This window comes from Capnocytophaga gingivalis ATCC 33624, from assembly GCF_000174755.1.
Classification (GTDB): domain Bacteria; phylum Bacteroidota; class Bacteroidia; order Flavobacteriales; family Flavobacteriaceae; genus Capnocytophaga; species Capnocytophaga gingivalis.
The window spans coordinates 1-12,953 of the sequence record NZ_ACLQ01000011.1 but is presented as its reverse complement, the minus strand read 5'-3'; the positions used below and the strand labels follow the sequence as shown (position 1 = coordinate 12,953).

The 12,953-nt window shown below is 44.1% G+C and carries 7 protein-coding genes, 2 tRNA genes and 2 rRNA genes; 8 read left to right on the top strand and 3 right to left on the bottom strand.

Going from position 1 to position 12,953, the window contains the following annotated elements; genetic code table 11:
• Positions 1-211: 211 nt before the first annotated feature.
• From lpxK to darH, 3 genes are all read right to left on the bottom strand, one after another.
• A complete protein-coding gene (lpxK, locus tag CAPGI0001_RS04005) occupies positions 212-1,174 on the bottom strand; it encodes a tetraacyldisaccharide 4'-kinase (RefSeq protein WP_002666957.1) in 963 nt (320 codons plus the stop codon).
• Positions 1,175-1,235: 61 nt separating this feature from the next.
• A complete protein-coding gene (locus CAPGI0001_RS04000) occupies positions 1,236-3,260 on the bottom strand; it encodes a recombinase (RefSeq protein WP_002667026.1) in 2,025 nt (674 codons plus the stop codon).
• A gap of 178 nt (positions 3,261-3,438) precedes the next feature.
• A complete protein-coding gene (gene darH / locus CAPGI0001_RS03995; RefSeq protein ID WP_002667056.1) occupies positions 3,439-4,443 on the bottom strand; it encodes a BtrH-related acyltransferase DarH in 1,005 nt (334 codons plus the stop codon).
• A gap of 122 nt (positions 4,444-4,565) precedes the next feature.
• On the opposite strand from darH, the gene CAPGI0001_RS03990 reads away from it, so the two are divergent.
• The 8 genes from CAPGI0001_RS03990 (at position 4,566) to CAPGI0001_RS03955 (ending at position 12,953) form a co-directional block, all read left to right on the top strand.
• On the top strand, positions 4,566-5,204 hold the full coding sequence (locus CAPGI0001_RS03990; RefSeq protein ID WP_002666983.1) for an MBL fold metallo-hydrolase: 639 nt from the start codon (positions 4,566-4,568) through the stop codon (positions 5,202-5,204).
• A gap of 1 nt (position 5,205) precedes the next feature.
• Positions 5,206-6,366 carry a heparan-alpha-glucosaminide N-acetyltransferase domain-containing protein gene (locus CAPGI0001_RS03985; RefSeq protein ID WP_040359592.1) on the top strand — a complete coding sequence of 387 codons (1,161 nt, stop codon included), beginning with the start codon at positions 5,206-5,208 and terminating at the stop codon, positions 6,364-6,366.
• Positions 6,367-6,390: 24 nt separating this feature from the next.
• Entirely contained in the window at positions 6,391-7,053 is a 663-nt protein-coding gene (locus tag CAPGI0001_RS03980) for a TrmH family RNA methyltransferase (protein WP_002667004.1), read from the top strand.
• Between the two features lie 2 nt (positions 7,054-7,055).
• Complete coding sequence (locus tag CAPGI0001_RS03975; RefSeq protein ID WP_002666987.1) at positions 7,056-7,673, top strand: ribonuclease H1 domain-containing protein; 618 nt, start codon at positions 7,056-7,058, stop codon at positions 7,671-7,673.
• 406 nt (positions 7,674-8,079) lie between these two features.
• Positions 8,080-9,593 (top strand): 16S ribosomal RNA (locus CAPGI0001_RS03970).
• A 74-nt stretch (positions 9,594-9,667) separates the two neighbouring features.
• Positions 9,668-9,741: transfer RNA gene (locus CAPGI0001_RS03965), tRNA-Ile, on the top strand.
• Between the two features lie 124 nt (positions 9,742-9,865).
• Positions 9,866-9,939: transfer RNA gene (locus tag CAPGI0001_RS03960), tRNA-Ala, on the top strand.
• Between the two features lie 182 nt (positions 9,940-10,121).
• Positions 10,122-12,953, top strand: a 23S ribosomal RNA gene (locus CAPGI0001_RS03955).
• Together the 16S and 23S rRNA genes with 2 tRNA genes alongside form the textbook arrangement of a ribosomal RNA operon.

Genomic DNA, 12,953 nt, shown 5'->3' with positions numbered 1-12,953 from the left:
GTGTAGCGAGCGAATACTTAATATCCGTGTTATCGCACACCTATAGGGGCGATTTGCAAATCGTCCTTCCAACATGTCACACAAATCGCTCACCAAAAAGCGAGAACAATTCATCCACTAACACATGAAGTATTTCGCCCTTCCCAATACATGATGCAATTCTTTTCACTAACGCGAGCTGCAAGCTCTACCATAGTAGGCATGAGGATCATTAATCATTGAAAATTAATCGTTGATCATTAAGAAACTGTGTTTCTATAGGGAGGTAATAGAGCGTGGAGAGCGCCCCTTCTAAGCGAACATAATCTTTTTCAGTGGTGAGAATACGCCCCTTCTGGCGTAGGAGTTCTAATTCTCTGTTCGAAAAATGGTGGTGGTCACTATAGGCTAAGTGCTCAAAGGAAGCTCCTTGTTTCTCTAAAAAATCTACCAGAGGAGTAGGGTTGGCGATACCTGTTACCAAAGTAAAAGGAGTGGCAATAAAATCCTTCAATGCTTGGCTATCCTCATGACTATACACCCTATCGCTATAGGCAATAGAGGTAAAGTATACCTTCTGTGAAGGGAGGGGCTTGAGTTGTTGTATAATTTTTTCTTGCTCTGCCTGAGTAAGTTCAGGACACTTGGTCACAATAATGATTTGTGCTTTGCGGGCACGGCTGCGAATATCCCGAAGTGAGCCTACAGGGAGGAGAAAATCCTGTGTATAGAGCTTGTCATAGGAGGTCAGCAGTAGGTTTGTCCCTGCTTGTACTTTGCGGTGCTGGAAGGCATCGTCCAAGATAATATACTTAAAGTGAGGATTCTCAAGCAACCTCTCTATTCCTTCCTGCCGGCTCTCACATACAGTGACGGTAGCTCGAGGGAACTTACGATGGTACTGATAGGGCTCATCGCCCAGAGTCATCGCTGTAGCTGAGTCATCGGCAAGGATAAATCCTCTTGTCTTACGGCGATACCCACGGCTGAGAATCGCCACTTGCTCTTGCCCCAGTAGGCGTACAAGATACTCTACCATAGGAGTCTTGCCTGTACCCCCTACAGCCAAATTGCCTACACATAGAATAGGGAAGGGGTAGCGCTTGGAAGAAAGCCAACCTCTATCATAGAGAAAGTGCCGTAAGCGTACTCCTAAACCATAAAGAATCGCAAAGGGTAATAATAGAAAACGCATGGTTAGTTTTGAGTTTTTAATTTTGAGTTTTAGGTCACTGTAACCTACCTTACCTCCTACTTTATTTTTCGTTCTTCACTCTATGAGAGGGGAGGACAAAGCTAAAAGGTGCCTTCTTAAAATGTCTCCATACAGCCTTGATAAGGGCGAAAACCTCCGAAGAAGGGATATTTCTGGAGCGAAAGGCAATCCACAAGGAAAGTCCGAAACTTACAATAAAGTTGATAAAACCAACCAAAACCAGTCCGACAAAGATCCATACCCACATACTCCATACTAAGTGGAAGGTAGCTCCATAGAGCCCCATAGCTATATTCCCACTGACAAAAGTAATGTGGCGTATATCTAAATCAAGATCGAAGAAAGACCCTATAGAAGCAGTACTTCCCATGAATACACCGAACCAAAAATTGGAAAGAATTCCAGGGCGCTTATGATCGAGCCAATGAGCTAATCGTCGAGTACGCTTTACCCCTAAGGTGCGCTTCAGGAGAGGGTGTTCCATGATACGATAGGCGAATTGGTTGTATTTCTGCTTGTTGGAGACATCTCCAGCAATGATTCCCGAAATGAAAAGGAATACCCCCGCAATAGCAGCATGGAATATCAGTTTGGAGTGTATAGGGGAGGCATCTGAGAGGAACTTTTCCCAACTATGGGAAACGATATTCTGTCCCCAAGCAGCCTCGATACCCCATACAAGCAGCAGAGCTACTCCAAAAGCCATAATCACATTCCCTACAAAGGCAATAAACTGTGAGCGCCATAGGCGAGCAAAGAACTCAGCGAATTCGTTGTGTTTCTCACTTTCCTTTCCTTGTTTCTTCATTCCTTCTTCTACCATACGGGCAACGGTGGTAGCCGTCATCGAAGGCTGTTTGGTGGCCAAGGCAGAACCAGTGAGGTAGATTAGGATAAACCCAAAGGCATAGTTCATACTATAGAGAAAAGCATGCCCAAAAGCACTCGCATGTACCTCATGTAAGAGAGCCTTGAATATACACAGAAAGCCTACAATAAATCCTGCACCAAGGCTGGCCTTGAGCATTTTGAAGTATTCTCGGGGTGTGTCGGTGATATATTTCTCACCAGTAGAGGCATTGAACTGGGTAATCTCATAAGTGACTGTTTGGGTACTCTCTCGAATAAAAGAACGTAGGTTGTTCTTATAACAGTTGTACTCTATGAGCTTGAGTGCTATACAGATAGTGTTGTCTATCTTGTCTTTCTCCGGGCGGAGTACCAATAAGTTCAAAAGGGTTTTTACACGGGTCAGCTGCTGGTTGATACGCAAGAGCCCTTGGTTTACACGCATAGTGATACCATACTTGGACGAATTCTTATAGGCTTGTTGTACAAAATCCTCACACTGTTGGAAGAGTACCATCAGCTGTTTGTAGTTGAGATTCTCTTCGGTAAGGGATTCTCCGCGTAGGATACCCTCGCGCACAGTCTCGAACTCTCTCTCGAAACTCAGAAAGGGACTCTCCAAGTAGCCATATTGGGGTACCATACGGATAATATCCGACTCCATAGTGCGTCCACTCATGCGCTGGGTAATTAGCCCAATGGCATCACAGAGCTGGTTAAGCCCATAGGAGGGAGCCCCCTCGCAGGTGAAAATGTTGTCAAACTCTAATAATCCAAAGAGTGTTCTATACTCATGGTGTTCTATCTTCTCAAGCCACTTATAGTCAGAGGAAAGGTAGAATACTTGGTTAAGTACATACTGCAAGGTATCCTTCTCCGGTTGGTAGGGCAGTATCTTTTCTGAAAGGCGCTTTTTCACCTCATAGAAAAAGCTGGAATCCTGTAGGATACCCACCTCCGAGATCATACGCCCAAAACGACGATTCGAAAGTAACTCCTTGATATAGGTAGAAAACAACTGACAATGTGTAGGATGTTCCCGCAAATAGCCGATAAGCTCCAATAGAGAGATTTTGTAGCTCGCTTTTTTCGGACGAAAGTAGCGAACAATATCATATAGTAGGTATAGGTTGGTATGTCCTAAAAGTAAGTCTTCTTTTATATGAAAGTCAAACACTTCTTGGACACTATGGAATTTTTTTAATTTGTTAGGCATCTTTATAAGTTATGAGTTATAAGTTTTGAGTTATGAGTTATTTAGGAATATGTTAAAAGAATTATAGTCATTGATCATTAATCATTGATCATTGTAAGAGAGTTCCTTGTAAGCGGAGTATAAGAAGTGATTTGCTCACAGGAAACAATGTTTTTTTGGACAGCCTCCATAAAGAGGGTCACCGCTCACTGATTACTGCTTTGAGTTTTTTAAAGAAGTTTTTCTCAGATTGAGCAATGTCATACAAGGTTTTAGAAAGCGCCTCATAAGCATTGGGGGTACTATTGCGATCCTTGTACAGACGCGCTACCGCTACGGCAAAATCACGCCAGCGATCGCCTATCTCCGTAATCTCTTGAGAAAGCGTCTTGAGCCTATCCTCTTGTAATACCTCAGCAGCTTCTTGTAGGAAAGCCCCATAGATAAAGCGGAATCCCCCTCCTCCAGTGCCTATTTCCTCCTGCATACGAAGCATGTTGGCCAAGTAGTGGTTGGTGATTTTATTCCCCAATTTCTTCTGCCACTTCAGTATATCGCGACTTACACGTATTATCGCTCGATACCCAATGATAGGTACAGGAGAAAGCATCCAGTCACAAGTATTTTTGATTCCTTTGCAAATTGCCTTTTCCAAAGAAAATGACTTAGGCAAATCAGTAGGATAATAGATATGCCCCTTAGGAGCCAAAGCGCCCTTGGCAAAGCGCACTCGCTCAAGCTCTGTTGCACTTAGCTCAGTGGTGAACTCCATCACAGGGTCACTGATAAGGTATGAATCCCCCTGCTTGCCATACACTACAAGGTTGTGTGCATTGAAGTGAAAACGATATTGTTCAGGGAAATAAGGAAGATGGTAGACTCCCACCTGTAACCCTACGGGAATCCCCTTGGAAAGGGTCTGGTCTAATACCTGTTGGGCTTCTTTCTCAGAAGAAAATTTCTTTCGAAAAACCTTGAATCCCAAGCGCTTAGCTACTTTTGAGAAAATATGCCCAGGCATGGTACGATAGCTTATAGCTGGTGCTTGATTGACCTTTATCCATGGGAAATAAAAAAATAAAAGACCGGAACCAATCCCAAAAACCATAGGTTCACTAAGGGATAAACCGTTGTATTTTAGTAAATTAGAAGCTACCCCGTTCTCACAATGTGCCGATTGGGTATGTTCAAATTCTAATTGCATCTTATTCAAAAACTAATCAGCGGCAAAATTACAAAAATTTTTTTAAAGAATAAGATTTTGCAAGTATTTCTAAATGTAGTATCTTTGCACGCCCATTCACGGATATAATCTGAGATATTAAAATGCTTACATTACAACAATTTACATTCAATCCTTTTTCGGAAAATACTTATATTCTTTACTCAGATAAGGGCAATGCCTTTCTGATAGACCCAGGTTGCAGCACTCATAGCGAGGAGCAACAGCTTAGAACATTCATTGCAGAGAAGGGGCTCACGATAGAGAAAATCCTCCTTACGCATGCTCATATAGATCATGTTTTTGGCTTGCAATGGGCTTGTGATACCTATGCCTTGCCAGTGCATTTGCATCCTTATGAAAAGGAAATCTTGGAGAGAAATCCTTCGGATGCACGTCTTTTTGGCTTTACCTTTCCTGAGTTTGATGGACAAATAGTGGAGATAGATACCGATACCATATTATATATAGATGATACTCCCATTACCCTACGCTTTGTACCAGGACATTCTCCAGGGAGTGTGGCCTTTTATGTGGAGAGAGAGGCGTTTATCATCTCAGGGGATGCTCTTTTTAGAAGAAGTATAGGGCGTACCGACCTATATAAGGGAAATACAGAGCAGCTACTCAGTAGCATTCATTCCCAATTACTTACCCTACCTGAACAGACAAAAGTATATTCCGGACATGGACTGCCTACTTCCATAGGAGAAGAAAAACAGCACAATCCTTTTCTACAGTAAAATGAAACCAACTACCTCAAGATTAATTTTCATAGATATTATACGGGCTTTTGCGATCTGTATGATGCTCGAAGGGCATTTTATAGATGGCTTATTGGCACCCGAATATCGTGATGAAAATAATCTAATTTTCTCTACATGGCTCTATATCAGAGGGATGACAGCGCCCGTGTTCTTCACTGTGTCAGGCTTTATCTTCACCTACTTGCTCATCAGGGAGCAGAATCCAGAGAAAATGGGGTGGAACCATGTACGCGTACAGAAGGGAGTGCGAAGGGGAATTTCCTTGGTGTTCATCGCTTACTTGCTTAGGGCAAATATTTTCAACCTTTTTTCGGATATGACCGATATGAATGTCCGCAAGGTAGATGTACTTCATTGTATAGGATTCTCTTTGCTCTTTCTTATAGCCTTTTATCTGGCTTCTTACAAGAGAAAAAGCCACTACCTACTGCCGGTATTCCTTCTGATGATTACCTTTGTATTGTTTTTCTTTGAACCCATCTATAGCCACCTGACTTATGAGTATTTGCCTATTTTCTTAGCCAACTATTTTACCAAAGTCAATGGCTCGGTGTTTACTCTTTTTCCTTGGTTTGGCTATGCTTCCTTGGGAGGATTTATGGGATATATGTTCTACAAGTACAGAGAACATCCACACCTATACCGCAATGCAATATTATTGTATATCGTTTTAGGGATTTTCTTTCTTACTTTTCCCTATTGGGCAGGAGAGATAGGGAAAGAGACCCATTACTATACTTTAGAACTCATAGCGGGAGGGGATTATCTGATCAAGCGTATAGGCAATGTATTGTTGTTCTTTGCACTATTTATGCTCTTGAGGAAGGTAATTACTTCCACATTATTACAAAAAATAGGGCAGAATACCCTTACCATATATGTAGTACACTATATCATGCTTTATGGGAGTTTCACAGGATTGGGGCTATACCGCTTTTTTCACGATAAGCTCAACCCTTATGAGGCGGTCATTGGAGCAGTGTTGTTTGTGGTAGGGACTCTTCTGGTTACCTTTGCTTATCTGAATAAGGAAGCTATTATTGACCAAAAAATTGATGGGATCAAGGCGAAGATAGGGCAGGGGATAGGTCGTGGTTTTGATAGTATAAAAAATACAATAAAGCGTTTCTTCTCCTAAAGAGAGTATCGAAAAACAGAGATTATGATTAGTAAAGAAGCACATTTGCTCGCTTATTTAGAAGAGTTTATCACTCAGGAACGCAAGGAACGATTTACACAAATCCTTTCCCAGCGTACAGAGCACTTTACCGTAGCCATAGAAGATCTCTTCCAAGTACACAATACCAGTGCGGTAGTGCGTACTTGCGAAGTTTTTGGAGTGCAGACTGCACATATTATAGAAGAAAAATACGGAAAACGCTTGGATTCAAAGATAGCTATGGGGGCTGAAAAATGGGTGACTACTATACGTTACCCTCATACCCAGCCTTGTATAGAAGCTCTCCGAGGTCAGGGATATAGGATTGTTGCCACTGTACCTCCACCGGGGGCTACTCCTCTGCAGGAGTTTGATATTACCCCCAAGAGTGCCTTTTTCTTTGGCACTGAGCGCGATGGACTCTCTCAAGAGGTTATCTCCCAAGCTGATGAGTGCTTGACAATTCCTATGGTCGGCTTTACCGAAAGTCTCAATATATCTGTGAGTGTAGCCATTATCCTACAATATGTCACGGCCAAGCTGCGAGCATCTTGTATTCCTTGGCAGCTCTCCCCTCAGGAGGAATTGCTACTGCGCTTACAATGGACAAAAAACTCCATACGTAGTCTTACAGATGTCTTATCTCGTTATGAATCTTTACAATAAGCATGGCAAAAAAGTACTATGTTATATGGGAAGGGTATGAGGTAGGAGTGTTTTCCTCATGGGAAGAGTGCAAAAAGTACACTTCAGGATATCCTACAGCTAAGTATAAGTCGTTCCCTACTAAGGAACAAGCAGAGAAAGCTTTTAGAGAGGACTATCGCCTTTATTGGGGAAAGAAAGCAACTACAACTGTTCCTCTTTCAGCAGATTATGATACCAATAGTATAGCTGTAGATGCTGCTTGTAGTGGTAATCCTGGGACTATGCATTACCGTGGGGTAGACCTCTCGACTGGGGAAATTATCTTCTCTCAAGGTCCTTTTATGCAAGCTACTAATAATATAGGTGAGTTCTTGGCTATAGTACATGCCTTGGCACTCATGGAGCAAACAGGAGAGCAGCGGACTATTTATTCTGATAGTAAAATAGCGATTTCATGGGTTAAACAAAAAAAATGTAAGACCAAGCTCCCCGCCTCTCAGGCTAATAAAAAGGTTTTTTCGCTGATAGAACGTGCCGAAAAATGGCTACATACCCATACCTATACCGCTCCTATTCTCAAGTGGGAGACAAAAATCTGGGGAGAGATCCCCGCTGATTACGGAAACAAACAACGATAGAAGTTATTTTTTCGAAGATTAGAGCGTAATTAAAATGCTAATAATCAACCTCTTATAAAAAATTCAAAAAAAAATATGACAAATTATTTTGTCAATTAAAAAACTTGTTGTAATTTTGCACCCGCTTTCGATAAGGGAGTGACGCTCATAAAAAGAAGAAAAAAATATTTTAAAAAATATTTGGTGGAATGAAAAAAAGGTTGTACCTTTGCACCCGCAAAAAAGATGAGGGTGATAAATGAAGCCAAAAAAAAAATATTTAAAAATATTTGGTAGAGTGGAAAAAAGGTTATACCTTTGCACCCGCTAAAAGAGCGAGAAGTTCATTAAGAAATATTGATAATACAGCACAGAAAGATTTAGACTAAGCGGGCTTTATACGAGTCAAAAGAGATTTAAAGATTTAACGATGAAGAGTTTGATCCTGGCTCAGGATGAACGCTAGCGGCAGGCCTAACACATGCAAGTCGAGGGAGAAGCCCTTTCGGGGGCAGAAACCGGCGCACGGGTGCGTAACGCGTATGCAACCTACCTTTCACAGGGGGATAGCCCGAAGAAATTTGGATTAATACCCCATAATATTATTGGATGGCATCATTTGATAATTAAAACTGCGGTGGTGAAAGATGGGCATGCGTCCTATTAGCTAGTTGGAGTGGTAACGGCACCCCAAGGCTACGATAGGTAGGGGTCCTGAGAGGGAGATCCCCCACACTGGTACTGAGACAGGGACCAGACTCCTACGGGAGGCAGCAGTGAGGAATATTGGTCAATGGTCGGAAGACTGAACCAGCCATGCCGCGTGCAGGAAGAATGCCTTATGGGTTGTAAACTGCTTTTATATGGGAAGAATAAGGTGTACGTGTACATTGATGACGGTACCATATGAATAAGCATCGGCTAACTCCGTGCCAGCAGCCGCGGTAATACGGAGGGTGCGAGCGTTATTCGGAATCATTGGGTTTAAAGGGTCTGTAGGCGGGCTATTAAGTCAGAGGTGAAAGGTTTCAGCTTAACTGAGAAATTGCCTTTGATACTGGTAGTCTTGAATATCTGTGAAGTTCTTGGAATGTGTAGTGTAGCGGTGAAATGCTTAGATATTACACAGAACACCGATTGCGAAGGCAGGGGACTAACAGACAATTGACGCTGAGAGACGAAAGCGTGGGGAGCGAACAGGATTAGATACCCTGGTAGTCCACGCTGTAAACGATGGATACTAGCTGTTTGGCGCAAGCTGAGTGGCTAAGCGAAAGTGATAAGTATCCCACCTGGGGAGTACGCACGCAAGTGTGAAACTCAAAGGAATTGACGGGGGCCCGCACAAGCGGTGGAGCATGTGGTTTAATTCGATGATACGCGAGGAACCTTACCAAGGTTTAAATGGGGACTGACAGGTGTAGAGATACGCCCTTCTTCGGACAGTTTTCAAGGTGCTGCATGGTTGTCGTCAGCTCGTGCCGTGAGGTGTCAGGTTAAGCCCTATAACGAGCGCAACCCCTATTGTTAGTTACCAGCACGTAAAGGTGGGGACTCTAGCAAGACTGCCGGTGTAAACCGTGAGGAAGGTGGGGATGACGTCAAATCATCACGGCCCTTACATCTTGGGCTACACACGTGCTACAATGGTCGTTACAGAGAGCAGCCACTGCGCGAGCAGGAGCGAATCTATAAAGACGATCACAGTTCGGATCGGAGTCTGCAACTCGACTCCGTGAAGCTGGAATCGCTAGTAATCGGATATCAGCCATGATCCGGTGAATACGTTCCCGGGCCTTGTACACACCGCCCGTCAAGCCATGGAAGCTGGGAGTACCTGAAGTCGGTCACCGCAAGGAGCTGCCTAGGGTAAAACCAGTGACTGGGGCTAAGTCGTAACAAGGTAGCCGTACCGGAAGGTGTGGCTGGAACACCTCCTTTCTAGAGAAACGACTGGTTGAGGGTCAGCTTAGTTTAGATCTGTGTTGTGTTATTAAGAAATATAAAAGATAAGCAGTCTCATAGCTCAGCTGGTTAGAGCGCTACACTGATAATGTAGAGGTCGGCAGTTCGAGTCTGCCTGGGACTACAAAGCTGAAAGGAAATTCTAGAAGCTGAAGAAGTTTTTAGTTTTGGGTTTTTAGTTTTGAGTTAGGATAATCTGACTCAATATAGGGACTCAAAATTCAAGGCTCAAAACTCAAAAATAACTTGGGGAATTAGCTCAGCTGGCTAGAGCACCTGCCTTGCACGCAGGGGGTCAAGGGTTCGAATCCCTTATTCTCCACAAAAGAGATGCGATAAGAAGCATTTTAGAACAAGTTCATTGACATATTGGATAAGATATCAAAAATTAAAACAAGTAGATACAAGAATTAATAGGTAAGTTTTGGATTTTGAGTTTTAAATTTTGAGTTTTTATAACTCAAGACTAAAAACTAAGAACTCAAAACTACTACATACGAGTACAAATAAGTTATGTAAGGGCGTATGGGGGATGCCTAGGCTCTCAGAGGCGAAGAAGGACGTGATAAGCTGCGAAAAGTTGCGGGGATTGGCACATACGAATTGATCCGCAAATATCCGAATGGGGCAACCCAGTATACTGAAGGTATACTACATCGCAAGATGAGCAAACCCGCTGAACTGAAACATCTAAGTAGGCGGAGGAGAAGAAAACAAAAGTGATTCCCAGAGTAGTGGCGAGCGAAATGGGAGGAGCCCAAACCTGTATTGTTTCGGCAATGCAGGGGTTGTAGGACTGCGATATTTGCTGTTTATCGAATTAGAACACCTTGGAAAAGTGTGACCATAGAGGGTGATAGTCCCGTATAGGTAAGATAAATAAGTGATAGCAGTATCCTGAGTAGGGCGGGGCACGTGGAACCCTGTCTGAAACTGCCAGGACCATCTGGTAAGGCTAAATACTCCTGAGAGACCGATAGTGGACTAGTACCGTGAGGGAAAGGTGAAAAGCACCGTGAATAACGGAGTGAAAGAGACCCTGAAACCATACGCTTACAAGCGGTCGGAGCGGCGATAGCCGTGACGGCGTGCCTTTTGCATAATGAGCCTACGAGTTACTGTTACTGGCAAGGATAAGCACTTAAGGTGCGCATTCGAAGCGAAAGCGAGTCTGAATAGGGCGCTCAAGTCAGTAGGAGTAGACGCGAAACCTGGTGATCTACCCTTGGGCAGGTTGAAGCACTGGTAACACAGTGTGGAGGACCGAACTGGTTGTCGTTGAAAAGACTTCGGATGACCTGAGGGTAGGGGTGAAAGGCCAATCAAACTGGGAAATAGCTCGTACTCCCCGAAATGCATTTAGGTGCAGCGTTGTAATAAAGTTTAATAGAGGTAGAGCTACTGATTGGATGCGGGGGTTTCACCGCCTACCAATTCCTGACAAACTCCGAATGCTATTAAATGTTTTACAGCAGTGAGGGCTTGGGTGCTAAGGTCCAAGTCCGAGAGGGAAAGAACCCGGACCATCAGCTAAGGTCCCCAAATATATGCTAAGTTGAAAAAACGCGGTTGAACTGCATGGACAGCTAGGATGTTGGCTTGGAAGCAGCCATACATTTAAAGAGTGCGTAACAGCTCACTAGTCGAGCGGTTCGGCATGGAGAATAAACGGGCATAAGCATATTACCGAAGCTATGGGGTAGAGATACCGGTAGGGGAGCATTCTATAGGCGTTGAAGCTAAAGGCGTGAGCCATAGTGGAGCTTGATAGAAAAGAAAATGTAGGCATAAGTAACGATAAGGCAGGTGAGAAACCTGCCCGCCGAAAGATCAAGGTTTCCTCAGCTATGCTAATCAGCTGAGGGTTAGTCGGGGACTAACGCGTACCCTTTCAGGGGAAGTGGATGTACAACTGGTTAATATTCCAGTACTAGTATTTCAATAAAAGCGACGGAATGAGATATACGCTGCGCACAGACGGAGTTGCGTTGAAGGAGCTGTTATGGCTTTGATAGTACACTTAGGCTACGGTCGAGGTGATAATGCGTAGACAACGTTTCCAAGAAAAGCGAGAGATACTACCCGTACCGTAAACCGACACAGGTGATTGGGAAGAGAATTCTAAGGCGCTCGAGAGATTCATGGCTAAGGAACTAGGCAAAATAGACCTGTAACTTCGGGAGAAAGGTCGCCTATCGTAAGATAGGCCGCAGTGAAAAGGTCCAAGCGACTGTTTATCAAAAACACAGGACTCTGCAAAATCGAAAGATGAGGTATAGGGTCTGACACCTGCCCGGTGCTGGAAGGTTAAGAGGAGGGCTTAGCGTAAGCGAAGGTCTGAATTGAAGCCCCAGTAAACGGCGGCCGTAACTATAACGGTCCTAAGGTAGCGAAATTCCTTGTCGGGTAAGTTCCGACCTGCACGAATGGTGTAACGATTTGGACACTGTCTCGGCCATGAGCTCGGTGAAATTGTAGTATCGGTGAAGATGCCGATTACCCGCAGTGGGACGAAAAGACCCTGTGCACCTTTACTACATCTTCGTATTGACCTTGGATAAGTGATGCGTAGGATAGGTGGGAGACTATGAATGGGGCATTCCGGTGCTTCAGGAGTCGTTGTTGAAATACCACCCTTTGCTTATCTGAGGCCTAACTCTCCTGTAGGGAGAGGACAATTCGTGGAGGGTAGTTTGACTGGGGTGGTCGCCTCCAAAAGAGTAACGGAGGCTTCTAAAGGTTCCCTCAGCACGCTTGGTAACCGTGCGTAGAGTGCAATGGCAAAAGGGAGCTTGACTGAGAGACCTACAAGTCGATCAGGTACGAAAGTAGAGCATAGTGATCCGGTGGTTCCGTATGGAAGGGCCATCGCTCAAAGGATAAAAGGTACGCCGGGGATAACAGGCTGATCTCCCCCAAGAGCTCACATCGACGGGGGGGTTTGGCACCTCGATGTCGGCTCGTCACATCCTGGGGCTGGAGAAGGTTCCAAGGGTTGGGCTGTTCGCCCATTAAAGTGGCACGCGAGCTGGGTTCAGAACGTCGTGAGACAGTTCGGTCTCTATCTACTGTGGGCGTTAGAAATTTGCGTGGAGCTGACTCTAGTACGAGAGGACCGAGTTGGACTAACCGCTGGTGTATGAGTTATTCTGCCTAAGGGTACAGCTCAGTAGCTATGTTAGGAAGGGATAAGTGCTGAAAGCATATAAGTACGAAACCCACCACAAGATGAGATTTCTTTTGAGGGTCGTGGGAGATGACCACGTTGATAGGTTACAGGTGTAAAGGTGGTAACATCAAAGCCGAGTAATACTAATAACCCGAAGACTTATTGTA

Excerpts from the sequence above, each read along its gene's own strand:
- darH (WP_002667056.1), bottom strand. The coding sequence starts at position 4,443 with ATGCAATTAGAATTTGAACATACCCAATCGGCACATTGTGAGAACGGG.
- CAPGI0001_RS03985 (WP_040359592.1), top strand. The coding sequence starts at position 5,206 with ATGAAACCAACTACCTCAAGATTAATTTTCATAGATATTATACGGGCT.
- lpxK (WP_002666957.1), bottom strand. The coding sequence starts at position 1,174 with ATGCGTTTTCTATTATTACCCTTTGCGATTCTTTATGGTTTAGGAGTA.
- CAPGI0001_RS03980 (WP_002667004.1), top strand. The coding sequence starts at position 6,391 with ATGATTAGTAAAGAAGCACATTTGCTCGCTTATTTAGAAGAGTTTATC.
- CAPGI0001_RS03990 (WP_002666983.1), top strand. The coding sequence starts at position 4,566 with ATGCTTACATTACAACAATTTACATTCAATCCTTTTTCGGAAAATACT.
- CAPGI0001_RS03975 (WP_002666987.1), top strand. The coding sequence starts at position 7,056 with ATGGCAAAAAAGTACTATGTTATATGGGAAGGGTATGAGGTAGGAGTG.
- CAPGI0001_RS04000 (WP_002667026.1), bottom strand. The coding sequence starts at position 3,260 with ATGCCTAACAAATTAAAAAAATTCCATAGTGTCCAAGAAGTGTTTGAC.